A 15,941-nucleotide genomic window follows, 5' to 3' on the forward strand; every position below is an offset into this window, starting at 1 on the left:
ACAGGCCGCCGCTGAACCCGTGGCCAAACAACATCAAATCGCCTAGCATTCACCATGACTCGTTGATCACCACGCGTGAACCCACGCCGACCCAAAGTCCACCACCCCACGGGACACTGTCCGACACTGGTCGGTCGGCCGTCGGCGTCGTGGATGACGGAGGCCTGCGCGAGCAACCATCGTTCGCCCACCGTGGCCGCCCGGACCCCGATTCGTCCAGGACCTCCCGCCTGTGCACACTGCAACGCCCGTGCCGCTGCGGCGACGATCCACATCGGCACCGGCAGGCCGAACGGGTTCGTCACGTGGGCCTCGTCGCCGAGCGCCGACAACCACGGCGAGACGGCGTCGCCGGTCGCCACGAGGTCGAGTTCCCGGTCGAAGACGAGAAGTCCGGGGTGCGCGGGCAGGGGGCCTTCGGGGCCACGCCGGAGTCCGGCACGGACGAGTCGTCGAACCTGGCGACCGAGCGGCTCGGCTAGTCGTGCCAGGAGTTCCTCGTCGGCCGGGGTGAACGGTTGCTCGTCCCGGTTGCGGCGGAGGGAGACCAATGCCCACGGGGCGTCCTCGCATCCGAGGACCGCACGCAGTTCCCGGGGCCGGGCGCGCCGTGCTCCGGCGGAATGAGCCATCCGCCCGAGCGCCGCACAGTCGAGGACCTCGCCCCGTCCCATCTGCCGACGCCACCTGTCCGCGCGACTCGACGCCTCGGCTTCCCACAGCGTCGGCGAACTCGGCAGGCCGGTGTCCGGGTCGGCTGCGGTCCACACCGCGCTGCTGTACGGGACGATTCCGGGCAGGCGCGTCGTCACGAGGTCGAACACCTCGCGCACGTTCGACGCAGACCCGACTCGACGTACCAACTCGTCCTGGCGCCGTCGCACAACAGTCGGAGATCTGTCCGGGCCCACGTCTCCACCGTCACCCCTGCCCGCGGGTGCCGTCAAACGCGACCCCCTCAATCGAGGGATGGCACCGGGACCCGCGACCTGGCAAGAGTGGACGGGTTCGCCCACGCCACCGCCCGATCGCAGACGAACCGCAGAAGGAGACGACGTGAGCCGCCGCCGCTTTCGCCCGATCATCGCCACCGGAACCACCGCCCTCATCGGACTCGGGGGAGTGTTCGCGACGGGAGTTCCGAGCGCCTCGGCGGCACCTCCGAAGGCGACCACCACGGTCCGATGTGAGCCCGACAGCAGCGGTGACCCGCCACCGGGCGGCTGGTATCAGGGAAAGTCGGCGTCGTACCTGTACGATCGACGTTTCCGTGAGGGGCCGATCCTCTCCAAGGAACAGCTCGGCCGGTACACCCCGCAGGCGATCGCGCATTGGAAGGACTGGGACGGCAACGGCCGGGACGCCCTGCTCACCGCCACCTACGTCGAGGGTGGTGCCGACGACCGCGCGAAGATCATCGCGGTCGACGCGACCGTGCCCCACCGTCTGGTCGGGTGGGTCATGGTGAACAAGCGCTCCGCGAACGAACTGCCGACGCACGCGGGCGGGATGGCGATCGGCAACGGCCAGCTCTTCCTGAGTGGGCCGCAGGAGGCCGGCTCCATCCGTCACTATGCCCTTGCCGACGTCCGGAAGGCCTTGAAGTCCAACGGATCGATCAGTCCGAAGGGCGCCGACCGCAAGGTCTACGGACAGTCCTTCATGACCGCCGACGGGGACAAGCTCTACGCGGGGAAGTTCAATCGCAAGACGCGCGACTGGATGTACCGGTACACGATCGGTCCCGAGGGGGAACTGTCCACCGATCCGAAACCCGGCGGTGGCGGGAACCTGCGCTATGAGGTGCCCAAGGGGACCCAGGGCGTCGCGAAGGCCGGAGACACGATGTTCTTCAGCACCTCGTTGAATCGCAATGTGCGCAGCAACTTCTACGCGACAAGCGCCGAGGAGACCAACCTCGACAAGGCGCGGCCCCGCTGTTTTCGCGGCCCCAGCATGTCCCAGGGCATCGCCATCGACTCCGCGCACAATCGCGTGTTCCTGAACTACGAGTCCGGATCCCACAAGTTCGACGATCGCGCGAAAGATCCGGCGCGCAACATCATTCGCGGCGCCCACGTCGCGAACCTCACCGACGTGACCTCCGTCCCCGGTGGCACTCTGCGGATCGGCACCTTGCATGCGGAGAAGCAGACCGACACCAACGAGGCGGACGAGGTCGTCGTCAGCGTCGAGGGCGCCCCGATGTGTGTGAGGGGCGGCAACGGCAAGTGCCTGAGGCACATCACGATCCGGGAGGGCGAACGGCGCAAGATCGACGCCACCTTCCAGTTCACCGGTAACGCCCTGATCGGCATCACCGAGCGCGACGACCCGCCCGGCAACCCCCACGACGACCTCGGCACGGAGAAGCTCACCCCGGGAGCCGAGAAGGGAATCCTCCGGTTCACCAAGGGCGAGGCGGTCTACCGGCTGAGCTACGAGGTGAGCTGACGACCCTCGAGAATCGCGGATTCGACACAGACGCGCAGGTTGCGTGCAGCTCGCGCCCCTGGGTCGAACTCGCGGTTGTCGGGGGCTCGGGTACTGACAGTTCCTGCCCGGGATCATCGGGTGCGACGATGGGCGCAGCGGCCACGATCGTAGGCGAAAGGAGAGCCATGATCGGCACGCTCAACGCGCTCGTCGACCTCGTCGAAGGGGACACCGCCGAACCGGTCGACCTCGCGGGGTTCGCCCGTTCTCACGGCACGACCGAGTACCACCTGCGACGGATGTTCGCGTCGCTGGCGGGCATGCCGTTCTCGGAGTACGTCCGGCGCCGCCGGATGAGTCTCGCCGCAACGGATCTCGCCACCGGTGACGAGGGTCTGCTGGACATCGCCGTGCGCTACGGCTATTCCTCGGCCGAGGCCTTCGGTCGCGCGTTCCGGTCCGTGCACGACGCCTCGCCGTCGGAGGTGCGGACACATGGCGGTCCTTTCGCGACACAACCCGTACTCAGGTTCCGCCTGACCGTCGAAGGGAGCCGTCCCATGGACGTCACCATCACCGAACGCCCCACCCTCACATTCGTCGGACACGCGGCCGAGGTGCCGCTGATCCACCGGGGCGTGAATCCGCACATCCAGCAGCACATCGCCTCGATCCCGCCCGAGGAACACCTCCGGCTCAAGCAACTCAACGACACCGAGCCGGTCGGCATCCTCGCGATCACCGACGGCAGCGAGCCCGACGCGCCGGAGGGCACACCGATCACCTACCTGCACGGCGTCGCGGTACGTGAGGACACCGCGGTGCCCGACGACCTGTCGAGCATCACCGCCGACGCGGGCGCGTGGGTCACCTTCCGCTCCAGCGGACCTTTCCCGAATGCACTTCAGGAAACCTGGGCCGCGACCGCCACGGACTGGTTCCCGTCGAATCCCTGGCGACTGCGTCCCGGGCCGACGTTCGTGCGTTACCTGGCGCTCGACGAGTCGCATGCCGAGGCCGAGATCTGGATGCCGATCGAACGCGCGTGAGCCGCCGGTTCCCCCGCGAGATCACGCCATCGGGGAATCGCGGGTTCGACCACAGAAGCGCGGGTTACAGCTCGCGAATCTGGGCCGAAGCCCGCGATCCTGCGGGGGACTCGGGTGCCCGTCAGGCGACGGTGATGGCGTCCAGCCGTTCCCGGATGAAGTCGCCCGAGACGACCGGGGCGCCACCGCCCAGGGGGTGCACCACCGCATCGTGATCGAGCTCATAGAAGAAGATCAGGGACACGAGGTCCTCGGCCGGCGCGTCCGGTTGCGGAGGCAGCACACGATGGCGTCCCGCCGGCCAGCGACCGCCGGACCAGTACTCCAACAGGTCACCGATGTTGACGGTCAGCGCGTTCGGGTCGTACGGCGCGTCGGCCCAGCCGCCCTCCTCGCTGTAGACCTGCAGACCGCCGGCGCCGGGCTCGCGGTCGAGGATGGTGACCGTGCCGAAATCGGTGTGCGGGCCGATGCGGAACTGTCCCGGCTCGGGTTCGCCCACGTCGTGCAGCGGCGGATAATGATTGATGTTCGACGTCCAGGTCGGGTTCGACGCCAGGCCGCGGAACGGGTTGTCCTCGCCGGTCATGCCGAGTGACGCCGCCATCAGCGACAGCAAATCGTCGGACAGCGCCTTCATCTGAGAAGTCCACCGGTTGAACAGGGTTCGCAACTCCGGAACCTCGTCGGGCCACACGTCGGGAGCGAACCAGTAGTCGTCGACCTCGGGGATGCCCACCGGCGTCTGCGCGCCGCAGTTGTAGGTCTCCTTCAGATCGGGCGGGGTCTCGGTGCCCTCCGAGTAACCGTTGGCCTCCTTGCCCGGGCCGATCCAGCCACGGCCGCCGACGCCGACCGAGTACTTCTCCTTGACCTCGTCGGGCAGGGCGAAGAAACGCCGTGCGGTGGCACGCAACCCGGCGGGCAACGACGGATCGATGCCGTGACCGGTCACCAGCAGGAAACCCGCCTTCTGCAGCGATTCGTCGACGGCCGCGCACAGTTCCCGCGCGGCGCCTCCCGCGCGCCAGGCACTGATGTCGACGGTCAGGATGGGGCTGTCGGTCACCGCTCCTCCTCTGCGGCGTCCTCGTCGGCCACGCCGATGTCCTCGTTCCACACGTGCGGATTGGCGGCGATGTAGCCGGACATCATCGCGCGGCACCGCTCGTCATCGAGCACGATCACCTCGATCCCGTTCTCGCGCAACCAGTCCTCGCCGCCGTAGAAGGAGTCGTGCTCGCCGATCACCACCGTGCCGATGCCGAACTGCTTGACCAGTCCCGAGCAGTACCAGCACGGCGACAGCGTGGTGACCATGATCGTCGACGAGTAGTCGCGCTGGCGTCCGGCGGCCCGGAAGGCGTCGGTCTCGCCGTGGGCCGACGGATCGTCGTCCTGGACCCGTCGGTTGTGGCCCGCGCCGAGGAGCGTGCCGTCGGCGGCGAACAGGGCGGCGCCGATCGGGATGCCGCCCTCGTCGAGACCGATCCGTGCCTGCTCGTAGGCGACGTCGAGCAGCGCGTTGAGATCGAGGCCGGTGCGCTGGTGCAGGGTCGAGGTCATGAGATGAGAGTGCCCCCGCATCGCTGCGACGACAACCGACAGATCGTCGCCCTGCAGGATCGATCGCTCGGGCATATTGTCCTGTTCCGTGACCACCGTCCGCGACACCTCGACCGCCTGGGCGCCGACCCTCCAGGAAGTCCTCGACGATCACCTGGCGCCCGCGCACCCACGGGTCCTGTGCGCCCACGACCGTCTCGACCGGCCCGTGCGCTGGGTGCACTCCAGCGAGATCTTCGAGATCGGTCCGCTGCTGACCGGCGGCGAACTGCTGCTGACCACGGGTCTCGGCCTGCGCGGCCTCGACGCCGGCACCCGACGCCACTACGTCCGCGATCTCGCCGAGCGGGAAGTCGCCGCCCTCGCGATCGAACTCGGCCGGACCTTCGACGAGGTGCCCGAGGAGATGGTGCGCGCCGCGTCGGCGTCCCGCCTGCCGCTCATCGAACTCCGTGAGGTCGTCCCGTTCATCGAGCTCTGCCGCTCGGCGAACACCGCGATCGCCGCCCGCGAACTCCGACTCCTGAGGGACCGCGCGGAACTCGACGACGCGTTGCACGCCGCGCTCGCATCCGGCTCCGGGGTGGCGCCCATGCTCGAACATCTCGGAACCGCGCTCGACGCACCGGTCGTCCTGGTCAGCGCGGGCGGCGCGCTGATCTCCGCATATGGCGTCGACGACGATCCGTCGGCCTGGCGGGTCGTCGACCGCGCGGTCGCGGAGGCCGAGGTGACAAGCAAGGACCGCAGGCTCGCGCGCCTGGTCGTCGGCGAGAGTCGTTCCGGCCGGCCCATTCCGCATGCGGCCGAACTGTTGCGGGCGGCGGCCGCACTGCTCGCGGTCGGGCTGACGCGCACCGGTGTCCGAGGATCGGCGCTGGCCGCGCGCCTCGTCGAAGACCTCGTCGACGGCCGGCCGATGCGGCGCGCCGACCTCGAGTCACGCCTCGCCGCAGCAGGTGTCGCGATCAGCGGACCCACGGCCCTGGTGCCGGTCGTCGCCGAGGCGCCCGACCCGCGGATGGCCGACGCCGCGATCGCCGCGGCCCGATCCCTGGAGGCGGTGGCGCGCAGCATCGTCGACGCGACGGTCTACGCGCTCGTCGCGCTGCCCGCCGTCGACCTCGAGACCGCCGGCGATCCCGTCGACCGCGTCGCGAACGCGCTGACCATGCTGGGGACACGGCTGGGGCGCACGACGATCGTCGTCGGCGACGCCGTCCGCATCGACCGGGACCGCGCGGATGTCGACGTCGCCCGCTCGCTCACCGCCGCACTTCGACGTTGCGCCGGGCAGCTGGCCCTCACGGCGTCGGGCGGGGAGACCGGCCGACGCGTGTTCACGAGCCGGGAACTCCTCGCCGACGAGGCGATCGCCGCCCTCGACCCGGGGCTGCGCACCGACCTGTCGGCGCTCGTGAAACCGCTTGTTGCGCACGACGAGAGGTCGTCGGGCAACCTGGTCCGGACCCTCGCGGTGCACCTCGCGCACGGATGTAGCGCGACCAGGACCGCGCAGGCACTGCACATCGGACGCCAGAGCCTCTATCAGCGGCTGGAGAAGATCCGGCAGTTGCTCGGCTTCGACCCGACCGAACCCGCGGTCTACGCGTCGATGCTGCTGGCGGTGCGGGTGGCGGCATCGCCCTGAACGAGAGAGCGGCTGCGCGCGTTCGCGATCAGCAGCGTCCCGAACGGGACCAGTGCGAGAAGGCTCGCGCCGAGGCCGACGAGCAGCGGACCCCGGGCGGCGAGCCCGGAGTCGAGGGCGACGCCGGCGAGGAGGCTGCCGAGCGTGATCCCGACGTTGACGAATGCGATCGGCAGTGCGGCGGCGAGCAACGGCGCCTCGGACCCGTGATGCATCGACAACGAGATGAGTACCGGAAACGCCGCCATTCCCGTGAAGCCGAGAAGCCCGAACAACACCACCGCGGCCCAGGATTGCCCGGCGAACGCGACGAGCGCGGCGGTGACGACCGCGGTGGTGGCCATCGCGGTCGCGGCCGTGCGGTGCGGGCGTGCGTTGCCCAGCCGGCCTCCGGTGACCTGACCGATGGTCGCGCCGATACCGAATACACCCAGTGCGATCGGCACGAGCGAGTCGTCGAGGCCCGCGACATCGGTGAGCAGCGGGGAGGCGAAGGCGAACACCGACAGCGTTCCGCCCGCGACCGCGACGCAGGTGGCCAGCAGGAGCCACAGGCGCACCGAACGCACGCCCGCGAGCTCCCGGCGCAACGACAGGTCGACACGTTCGTGCCGGTCGCGCGGGATCAGTGTGACCACGACCGCCGCGGCGAGGACCGCGAGGCCCGCGAGCGTCCAGAACGCGGTGCGCCAGCCGAACATCTGTCCGGTGAACGACCCGAGGGGAACGCCGACCACGTTGGCCATCATCCCGCCGCTCTGCACGATCGCTATCGCCCCGGCACGGCGCGCGGGTCCGGCCAGGTCGGCCGCGACGAGTCCGCCGACGGTCCAGAAACCGCTCGTCGCCACCGATGCGACAAACCGTGCGGCGATGAGCACCCAGAACTCGTCGGTGAGCACCGACGCGAGCATGCCGATGGAGAACACGATCAGCGACGACGCCAGCGTCACCTTGCGCTGGACGCGCGCGGTGAGCAGTGCCATCGCCGGGGCGCCGCCGATCATGCCGAGGGCGAACACCGTGACGGTGAGTCCTGCACGGGCCTCGGTGACCTCGAAGTCGTCGGCGATGTCGGGGAGCAGTCCGGCGATGACGAACTCACTGGTCGACATCAGGAACGTGCAGCACGCCATGATGTACACGGCAGCCGGAAGCCGTTCTGCCGCACGCTCAACGGTGGTCACCCGACGAACAGTAGGGCCGGTGGGCGATCTCGGCAGCGTGGCGGATGAATGTCACAGTCGATCCTCGCGACGCGACTCCCTCCCGCCACCGGGAGTCGCTTGGCGGGAGGGAGATGTCGGCGCGGGCGGCGGGCCGGGAACCTCACACCCTCGGAACCGGGTTCGGGGCGGGTGAGTGCGGCCTCGCCTCCGCATCGTCGTGCAGCGCCCGCGCGTACCAGGCGCCCAGCCCGAGGAGGAGCAGGCCGGTGACCATGAACACGACGACCCGGAAGATGCCGTCGAGGGTGGCGAGATCGAACAGGAACAACTTGGCCATCGCCGCCGCGACCAGCACCAACCCGCTCGTGACCGCGGCGGTTCGTTCACCGCCGCGGCGGCGTCGTGCGTAGGCGAGGAGCCCGCCCGCCATCGCGACCCAGCAGGTGGTCGCGGCGACGTGCCCACCGAGGAATCCGTCCGCGCCGGCCAACAGCACACCGGTGGTGACGCTCATCGCGGTGACCGAGTAGACCGCGACCACGCCGGCCACGGTGTAGGCGAGGCCGACGACGTCCCGGTCGGTCAACCGAATCCAGGCGTCGGCGAGGATGATCGCGCCGACGGCGGCGAACAGTGCGCCGATCACGGCCGCGAGCGAGGCGCGGGATTCCACGAGACCGGTGTCGACCAGCACGTAGGGAGCCATGTCGGAGATCAGGAGTCCGAATCCGACGACCCAGACGAGGGTCGCGCCGACGAGTAGCACCATCGACGTCGCCGACCAGGTGCGCGCCATCAGTGCGGTGACGATCGCCAGGCCCAGCATCACCGACACCGCGACCCGGCCGTCGAAGCACACGAGTAGCGCCACGAACACCAGGACGAGCGCCGTCGCCGCCCAGATCGGGGCGACCGTGTCGGGCAGGCCGAACCGCTCGGTCCTCACCGTCGCGCAGACGACGGTCGTGCCGATGACGAGGAGCGCGGTCACGGCCAGCAGCGACACCGCGCCCGCCGTGCCCATCACCGCGCCGGCGAACAACGCCGGCACCGTCGTCGCGGCGGCCAGGCCGGCCATCGCCTCTGGGAAGCGGGTCGTGGACATCGCGACCACCGCGAGGGCGAACCCAAGGAAGACGACGATCATTGTCGCAGTGGCGAATTCGAATCCCAAGCCGGTGAAGGCACTGCGCTCGTGGCCCAGGGCGTGCAGTCCGACCATGGTCAGGGGCACGGTCGGCGCGGCGAGTCGGATGGTGTGCAGCCAGATCCAGTCCCGGCCGATCTGTACCCACGACGATGCGACGGCGAGCATCACCATGGACGCGATCAGGGTCATGTCCAGGCCGTCGGTGAGGACCGGTGCCAGCGCGATGAGTGGGACGATCACCAGAACGCCGAGATGTTCACTGTCCCAACGGGATGCGAGGATCAGGCCGGCTGCGGCGATGACGCCGGCGATGGTCAGGCCCGCGACGACCGGCAGCCATTCGTAGATCCTGGTCGCCGCGAGGACGTCCAGATGGCCGGCGGCGATGCCGGTGGCGGCCAGGGCGACCGCCCCGATGCGGCCATCGCGCTTGCGCTGCAGCCAGATAGAGGTCCCGACGAGCGCTCCGGCGAGCAGCGCACCACCGGCGACACGGAACTCCGGGCGCAGGATGCCCGCCTGCGCGGCGAGCACGAGAAGCAGCACGACACCGATGAGCGTGACGCCGACACCGGCGACGGCGAGGAGCTTGCCGATCAGACCGCGCTCGACGGCGGCGGAGATCCGATCCGACACCGGCGGGGTGGCCGGGCGCGGAGGTGATGGGGCCGGCGGTCGCTGCGGGACCGGCGCGTACGCGGGGTGCGGCCCCTGCCTCTGCTGCGCGAGCGCGCCCCAGTCGGGTGTCCAGGGCGCGTCGGGGGTTCTGGCCGCCGGTGACGGAGAAGCCTGCGTGGGCCCGGCCATCGGCGGCGCGGCCTGTGTGGACACCTGCTGGGACGGTGCCTGCGGCGGCACGACCGGCCGGGCGTCGACCGCGGGTGGGGCGAGCCGCGACGGCGACGCCCGCCGCCCCGCCGGCCCTGTTGCGGACCGGGAGGGCTCGCCGGATGCAGCCGACTCGGCCGCCGGCATCTGTTGCCGGGTCGTCTCATGCTCGAGGAGCCGCTTGAGTTCGGTGAAGTCCGCTGACACGGAGGACATCTGGTGGGCGATGGCGTCGAACTCGGACGCGAGACGCGCGAGCGTCGCCGCGCCGTGGGCACCACCGAGAGGACTGCTGGAAGTGGTCATGGTTCGACGATGGTCGTCGACGCCCGCCGGGACATGAGTAGTCCTACCCAGGCGAGGTGGGGATTTCCTGGTGCGGTCCCGGGTGGACCCCGGCGCCGTCGAGGTTCCTGCCGGGGTTTGGCTGTCCACCTTGTGCGGGTACGCCCAGGTCATGACTGATGCTCATGACCCCACCGACCGCGGGCGGGCCGACGTGGAGAAGCGCTGGCAGGACACCGGCACCTACCGCTCCGCGGCACTCTATGTGCTGGCCGTCGTCGCCGTGGCGGCGGTCGTGTGCGCGATCTTCCTGTCCGTCGCCCGTGACAGCGTCGTCGTCGGGGCGTTGATTCCGGGCGTGTTCTTCCTGGGCGGCGTCGGCGCCCTCGTCACGGGTTATCGCAGCTACCGAAAGGGCGGCACCTGGCCCATGTGGCAGGGAGCGGGATGGTTCCTCTTCGCGCTCATGCTGGTGACCCTGGCATTCCCCACCATGGCGACCTGACGCGGCGCCGTCCCCGGCCACCGACACGCGCCTCCGGGTTCTGGCACAGCGCCTCTGGTGCCCGGCCTGGCACAGCGCCTCTGGTGCCCGGCCTGGCACAGCGCCTCTGGCGCCCTTGTCGGGACGCCTCCGGTGTCGCTACTCGCAGCGCGGCCCGCACTCGGCGGCGAAACACGCGCGAGAGCGGCACCCTGGTCCCGATCCGTCCTCCCGGGCGCCATCCCATCGTCGGCTCCGACGGTGACCGCCGAGAGCGGTCGCGGCCTGAGGCATGATGTCTGCCATGTCGACTCCGTCGCGCACGGGCGCGCTGGCCGGCGGCACCCTGCTGCTGCTCACCGCCCTCTACTTCGCGCAGGGTCTGCCGTACGGGTTCTTCAGCCAGGCCGTTCCGGTCATCCTCCGCGAGGAGGGCTACTCGCTCACCCAGATCAGCGTCTACGGACTGCTGTTCGCGCCGTGGGGGCTGAAGTTCTTGTGGGCGCCGTATGTCGACCGTTACGGCACCCGCCGCCGATGGCTGCTCACCATGCAGCTCACCTCGGCCGCGACAGCCCTGGCCCTCGCGTGCTGCGACCTCGACGGCACCCTTGCCTGGATGCTCGTGGGCATCGCGGTCATCAACCTGACGTCGGCGACCCAGGACATCGCCACCGACGGACTGGCGGTGGAGACCCTCGGACCCCGGCAACGCGGACCGGGCAACGGGATTCAGGTCGGCGCCTATCGGATCGGCATGATCGTCGGCGGCGGCGGACTGCTCTGGCTGTTCTCTCTCGCGGGGTGGCGGACCCTCTTCGTGGCGATGTCGCTGATGCTGTTCGCCGTGACGATCCCGGTCTGGTTCCTCGTCGGGCGGTCCCGGCCGGACGAGGCCTCCGACGCGGTGGCCTCGGTGTCGGCGGCCCGCCCCAACCGGCCCACGCCCGGCCTGCTGCTCACCGGGTGGCTCACCCGGCTCCGACGCGCCGGCGTCCTCGTCTTCATCCTGGTGGTCGGGGCGTACAAATTCGGGAACTCGATGGGCTCGGCGCTGGTCGGTCCGTTCATGTCCGACATCGGGCTCTCGCTCGGCCAGATCGCGCTCATCGAGGGCGCGCTGTCGTCGGCGGGCGCGCTCGCGGGTGCGGCACTCGGCGGCTGGCTGGCCTTCCGGTTCGGGCGACGTTCGGCGTTGTTGTTCGGCGGGGTCACCCAGACGCTGAGTCTGGCCCTCTATCTCGTCGCCGCATTCGGTGCGGGCGGTTTCTTGATCGTCGTGACCGCAGGTCTCGCCGAACACGTGCTCGGCGGCGCCGCGACCGTCGCGGTGTTCACGCTGATGATGGACGCCTGCGAAAAGGGCCACGAGGGAAGCGATTACACGCTCTTCGCCTGCGCCGTGGTGGGGGTGCAGGGTGCAGCCGGCTTCTGTGCCGGGGTGATCGGCGACCTGTTCGGATTCCCGACGCTGTTCGGAACGTCGCTGGTGTTGTCGGGGCTCGGTGTCGTGGTGATGATCGCGGCGCTCGATCGCGGCATGGGGCCGGAGTCGATCCGGGCCCTCGCGCGGACGGGACCGCGGTCGGCAGGGTGACGGCTCGCGGCGGGCGGTATCGCGGTCGCCGTTTGCGGCCCCGCACCTGCGTCCGACGGGGGCGGCCCGCAACGGGGAAGACGCGGGCCCGGCCTCAGCCGGCGGTCCGGCGTCGCGCGGGGAGCAGCATCTCCACCACCTCGTCGACGACCCGGTCGAGGTCGTCGCCCAGGTTCCCGGCGAGGAACTGCTGCGCCAGCTCGGCCATCGCGCCGGTGAACATCGCCGCACGCACACGACCGGTCAGCGGATCGGTCTTCCGGGCGTCGGCCTCGGCGAACGCCAGGTCGAACAGCATGTCCTGGGTAGCGCCCCGGCGCTCGACCAGCACCGGATTGGTGCGGCCCTCGGTGAAGAGGATGCGACCGCGGCGCGGGTCCTCCGACGCGTGCCCCAGCACCGCCCGGATGCCGGCGCGGGTGCGTGCCCGAACCGACGGCCCGGCCGCAGCCATCGCGGCCTCCACGACCTCGGCGAGCTCCGCCGCCGTGGTGTCGTAGACCGCGCCGAGCAGCTCGTCGGTGTCGGCGAAGCTCTCGTAGAAGTAGCGGGTGTTGAAGCCGCAATGACGGCACACCGACCGCACCGACAGGTCGGTCTCTCCTCCGGTGCCGCCGAAGATGTCGAAGGCCGCCGCGATCAGGCGCGCTCGGCGTTCGGCGCGGCGGTCCGCGAGCGGGACGCCGGCCCATCGGGTCGGACTCGACATTCCTCCACCATATCCGCCGAAACCGACCCGGGGCGATGTCTGGTCACATGCGTACCCAAAGGATAGTCTGGACACAACCGTGACCACATTGCGTCGCCCATCGCCCGGACGTGTCCACACGACCGGGTGGGGGATCGGTGCAGAGGAGAGGACGACCCATGAACGTGTCCCTTGCTCCGGCGGATCTGCCGCCCGTGAAATCGCCGTCGCCGAAACTGCCAACGCCGAAACTGCCAACGCCGAAACTGTCGTCACCGAAGCTGTCACCGCTGAAGCTCGCGCCGGTGAAGCTGCCGCCGGGCGGGCTGAACCGCGGGCGGCTGTCGACGCCGGACCGGTTGCCGCTCGGCCTTCCGCACGAAGTGGTCGGCTCCTGGCTGAACGGAAAGTTCGACGAGAGTGTCCGGGCCAGGTTCTTCCGCGGCATGGAGTTCGGGGCTCCCGAGGGGGACCCCGGGTGGTTCGGTCCCGATAGTGCGACCTGGTACGTGCATTCGCACACCCCGGCCCTGATCTTCGGGTTGCAGGCCGCGTCGTACATGGAACGGCTCGATCCGTCGATCTACTGGATGGGCATGCACCATTCGCGCCTCGTCCGGCGGCGCGCGGACGGGACGCCCACCACGGCGATCGACCCCGACGGCGCGATGACCCGGCTCGGGCATTCGCTGGCCTTCTTCATGGGCACCGCCTACGGGTCGACCGAGACCGCCGAGCGGCTCGCCCGCACGGTTCGCGCCATGCACCACACCATCAAGGGAGTGCGCCCCGACGGAGCGGCCTACGACGCCGACGATCCGGAGTGGCTGCGTTGGAACTACGCGACCGTCGTCTGGGGCATCGCGACGGCGCACGAGATCTACCATCCGCGTCCGCTCCGCGGCGCCGAACTCGACCGGTACTACGGCGAATTCGTACGAGTCGGACACGCGCTGGGCGGCACCGACCTGCCGGCCACCAAGGCGGAGACCCTGCGCTGCCTCGAGTCATATCTACCGCGGCTCGCCCTGACGCACGGCAATGCGATGGCCACGGGCGCGAATCTGCGGAATCGTGTTCAAGCGGCGGTGGATTGGGCGATCCGCGACATCCAGCCGCGCTGGGCCAAGCAGCTGATCTCCTACCGTCCGCCCAATCCGGTGGAGCGTCGCGCCCGGCGTTCCCTCGTGTGGAGTGTCATCAACACCGCCCATCTCACGATGGGGGAGATGCCCGAGTTCCGGGCCGCCAGGCGTCGCGTGGCAGGCGGAACCGATGTGCCCCACACCCTTCCGCGGTACGAGCTCGGCACCGATCCCGAGATGAGCCGCGCCGAGGTGGAGGCGTCCTTCTCGCACTGAGCGCGGATCGAGGTCGCCGGCATCGTGTCTCCCGCCCCGGAGAGGTCGGCGAATTGTAGTCGTCGATGTTCTTTCGTGGGCTGAAATCGCCATGGTTACAACAAAATTCGGTGGCGTGGATCCGGCGTGAGCCGCCGTGAAGCGGAAACAGGGAATTCACTTCACGTCATGCCGGTGTAACAAACCATCAATACGTTTACCCCCCATACGCGACGTCACCGCTTTTCTGGTGTCGCGTATCCGAGCGGGGGGTTCCATCGGTGCGAAGGTGCACCGTTGTCTGTCTGGGCCATCCCGTACCGACCCGAGACGTATTGAGAAAGGCCTTCGGATGCCGTTCAGTTCATTGTCGTCCGCCGTCACCCCCACACGCCGTCGGCGGTACGGCATCATGATCCCTGCAGCCCTGTCGGCCGTGGCACTCGCGCTGAGCGCCTGTGGCAGCTCCGCGAGCGACGAATCGGCGTCGGGCGGGACGTCGTGCGTCGACACCTCGGGCGACACGATCAAGGTCGGCTCGCTGAACTCGCTGTCGGGCACGATGGCGATCTCCGAGGTCACGGTGCGTGACTCGATCAAACTCGCCGTCGACCAGATCAACGACGACGGCGGCGTCCTCGGCAAGCAGATCCAGCTCATCGGCGAGGACGGCGCGTCGGAACCGACCGTCTTCGCGGAGAAGGCCGAGAAGCTCATCTCCAGCGACTGCGTCGCGGCGGTGTTCGGCGGCTGGACATCGTCGAGCCGCAAGGCGATGCTGCCGGTCTTCGAGGACAACAACGCGCTGCTCTACTACCCGGTGCAGTACGAGGGCCTCGAGTCGTCGCCGAACATCTTCTACACCGGCGCCACCACCAACCAGCAGATCGTGCCGGCCCTGGAGTACCTGAAGGAAAAGGGCGTCAAGTCGCTCTACCTGGTCGGCAGTGACTACGTCTTCCCGCAGACCGCCAACCGCATCATCAAGGCGTACGCGGCGGCCAACGGCATCGAGGTCAAGGGTGAGGATTACACCCCGCTGGGCTCGACGGACTTCTCGACGATCGTCAACAAGGTCCGCGCCGCCGACGCCGACGCCGTGTTCAACACCCTCAACGGCGACTCCAACGTCGCGTTCTTCCGCGAGTACAAGAACGTCGGCCTGACGCCGCAGCAGATGCCGGTCGTGTCGGTGTCGATCGCCGAGGAAGAGGTCGGCGGCATCGGCGTGGAGAACATCGCCGGGCAGCTGGTCGCGTGGAACTACTACCAGACCGTCGACAACCCGCAGAACCAGTCCTTCGTCCAGGACTACAAGGCGGCCTACGGCGCCAACAAGCCCACCTCGGACCCGATGGAGGCGGCGTACGTCTCGGTGTACCTGTGGAAGAACACCGTCGAGAAGGCCTATTCCTTCGACGTCGAGGAGGTCAAGAAGGCCTCCGGCGGAGTCACTTTCGAGGCTCCGGAGGGAACTGTCACCATCGACGGCGACAATCACCACATCACCAAGACCGCCCGCATCGGCGAGATCCGTCCCGACGGTCTGATCTACACGGTGTGGGATTCGGGTCAGCCGATCGAGCCGGACCCCTACCTCAAGAACTACCCCTGGGCCGAGGGTCTCGGCAGCTGATCGCCAGGTGACCCGTCCCGCGTCCGCGGGACGGGTCACCTGCGTGACGGGGGAAAGCCCAC

Annotated in this window: 13 protein-coding genes; 7 read left to right on the top strand and 6 right to left on the bottom strand. The window is 69.4% G+C overall.

Annotated elements, in window-relative coordinates; translation table 11 throughout:
- Positions 1 to 824: hypothetical protein (locus tag ABFT43_RS04955; protein WP_347959280.1), on the bottom strand; the 824-nt coding region annotated here is incomplete at its 3' end.
- 232 nt (positions 825 to 1,056) lie between these two features.
- On the opposite strand from ABFT43_RS04955, the gene ABFT43_RS04960 reads away from it, so the two are divergent.
- Together ABFT43_RS04960 and ABFT43_RS04965 are read left to right on the top strand one after the other, a co-directional pair.
- Entirely contained in the window at positions 1,057 to 2,454 is a 1,398-nt protein-coding gene (locus ABFT43_RS04960; protein ID WP_347959281.1) for a hypothetical protein, read from the top strand.
- Between the two features lie 167 nt (positions 2,455 to 2,621).
- Positions 2,622 to 3,485 carry an AraC family transcriptional regulator gene (locus ABFT43_RS04965; RefSeq protein ID WP_347959282.1) on the top strand — a complete coding sequence of 288 codons (864 nt, stop codon included), beginning with the start codon at positions 2,622 to 2,624 and terminating at the stop codon, positions 3,483 to 3,485.
- A 121-nt stretch (positions 3,486 to 3,606) separates the two neighbouring features.
- On the opposite strand, the gene ABFT43_RS04970 is transcribed toward ABFT43_RS04965, so the two are convergent.
- Positions 3,607 to 4,554: an isopenicillin N synthase family dioxygenase gene (locus ABFT43_RS04970; protein ID WP_347959283.1), complete on the bottom strand. Its 948-nt coding sequence runs from the start codon at positions 4,552 to 4,554 to the stop codon at positions 3,607 to 3,609.
- On the bottom strand, positions 4,551 to 5,051 hold the full coding sequence (locus ABFT43_RS04975) for a nucleoside deaminase (protein ID WP_347959284.1): 501 nt from the start codon (positions 5,049 to 5,051) through the stop codon (positions 4,551 to 4,553). The genes ABFT43_RS04970 and ABFT43_RS04975 overlap by 4 nt, the downstream gene beginning before the upstream one ends.
- 88 nt (positions 5,052 to 5,139) lie before the next feature.
- On the opposite strand from ABFT43_RS04975, the gene ABFT43_RS04980 reads away from it, so the two are divergent.
- A complete protein-coding gene (locus ABFT43_RS04980; protein WP_347959285.1) occupies positions 5,140 to 6,702 on the top strand; it encodes a PucR family transcriptional regulator in 1,563 nt (520 codons plus the stop codon).
- Here ABFT43_RS04980 and ABFT43_RS04985 read toward each other — a convergent pair.
- Both ABFT43_RS04985 and ABFT43_RS04990 read right to left on the bottom strand, forming a co-directional pair.
- Positions 6,657 to 7,889: an MFS transporter gene (locus ABFT43_RS04985; RefSeq protein ID WP_347959286.1), complete on the bottom strand. Its 1,233-nt coding sequence runs from the start codon at positions 7,887 to 7,889 to the stop codon at positions 6,657 to 6,659. The two genes, ABFT43_RS04980 and ABFT43_RS04985, sit on opposite strands and share 46 nt — an antisense overlap.
- 142 nt (positions 7,890 to 8,031) lie before the next feature.
- Positions 8,032 to 10,155: a DUF2339 domain-containing protein gene (locus ABFT43_RS04990; RefSeq protein WP_347959287.1), complete on the bottom strand. Its 2,124-nt coding sequence runs from the start codon at positions 10,153 to 10,155 to the stop codon at positions 8,032 to 8,034.
- 151 nt (positions 10,156 to 10,306) lie between these two features.
- Here ABFT43_RS04990 and ABFT43_RS04995 point away from each other — a divergent pair, with 151 nt between their 5' ends.
- Both ABFT43_RS04995 and ABFT43_RS05000 read left to right on the top strand, forming a co-directional pair.
- Entirely contained in the window at positions 10,307 to 10,639 is a 333-nt protein-coding gene (locus tag ABFT43_RS04995) for a hypothetical protein (protein WP_347959288.1), read from the top strand.
- A 283-nt stretch (positions 10,640 to 10,922) separates the two neighbouring features.
- A complete protein-coding gene (locus ABFT43_RS05000) occupies positions 10,923 to 12,215 on the top strand; it encodes an MFS transporter (RefSeq protein WP_347959289.1) in 1,293 nt (430 codons plus the stop codon).
- 94 nt (positions 12,216 to 12,309) lie between these two features.
- On the opposite strand, the gene ABFT43_RS05005 is transcribed toward ABFT43_RS05000, so the two are convergent.
- Positions 12,310 to 12,924 carry a TetR/AcrR family transcriptional regulator gene (locus tag ABFT43_RS05005; RefSeq protein ID WP_347959290.1) on the bottom strand — a complete coding sequence of 205 codons (615 nt, stop codon included), beginning with the start codon at positions 12,922 to 12,924 and terminating at the stop codon, positions 12,310 to 12,312.
- A 158-nt stretch (positions 12,925 to 13,082) separates the two neighbouring features.
- Here ABFT43_RS05005 and ABFT43_RS05010 point away from each other — a divergent pair, with 158 nt between their 5' ends.
- Both ABFT43_RS05010 and urtA read left to right on the top strand, forming a co-directional pair.
- Positions 13,083 to 14,264, top strand: a complete 1,182-nt coding sequence (locus ABFT43_RS05010; protein WP_347959291.1) for an oxygenase MpaB family protein — start codon at positions 13,083 to 13,085, stop codon at positions 14,262 to 14,264.
- Between the two features lie 391 nt (positions 14,265 to 14,655).
- Complete coding sequence (urtA, locus tag ABFT43_RS05015; protein ID WP_347959292.1) at positions 14,656 to 15,879, top strand: urea ABC transporter substrate-binding protein; 1,224 nt, start codon at positions 14,656 to 14,658, stop codon at positions 15,877 to 15,879.
- The last annotated feature ends 62 nt before the right edge of the window (positions 15,880 to 15,941 follow it).

It is taken from the genome of Gordonia aurantiaca (assembly GCF_039939235.1).
GTDB lineage: Bacteria > Actinomycetota > Actinomycetes > Mycobacteriales > Mycobacteriaceae > Gordonia.

Coding starts and splice junctions, on each gene's coding strand:
- ABFT43_RS04965 (WP_347959282.1), top strand. CDS start 2,622: ATGATCGGCACGCTCAACGCGCTCGTCGACCTCGTCGAAGGGGACACC.
- ABFT43_RS04995 (WP_347959288.1), top strand. CDS start 10,307: ATGACTGATGCTCATGACCCCACCGACCGCGGGCGGGCCGACGTGGAG.
- ABFT43_RS04990 (WP_347959287.1), bottom strand. CDS start 10,155: ATGACCACTTCCAGCAGTCCTCTCGGTGGTGCCCACGGCGCGGCGACG.
- ABFT43_RS05005 (WP_347959290.1), bottom strand. CDS start 12,924: ATGTCGAGTCCGACCCGATGGGCCGGCGTCCCGCTCGCGGACCGCCGC.
- ABFT43_RS05010 (WP_347959291.1), top strand. CDS start 13,083: ATGAACGTGTCCCTTGCTCCGGCGGATCTGCCGCCCGTGAAATCGCCG.
- urtA (WP_347959292.1), top strand. CDS start 14,656: ATGATCCCTGCAGCCCTGTCGGCCGTGGCACTCGCGCTGAGCGCCTGT.
- ABFT43_RS04975 (WP_347959284.1), bottom strand. CDS start 5,051: ATGACCTCGACCCTGCACCAGCGCACCGGCCTCGATCTCAACGCGCTG.
- ABFT43_RS05000 (WP_347959289.1), top strand. CDS start 10,923: ATGTCGACTCCGTCGCGCACGGGCGCGCTGGCCGGCGGCACCCTGCTG.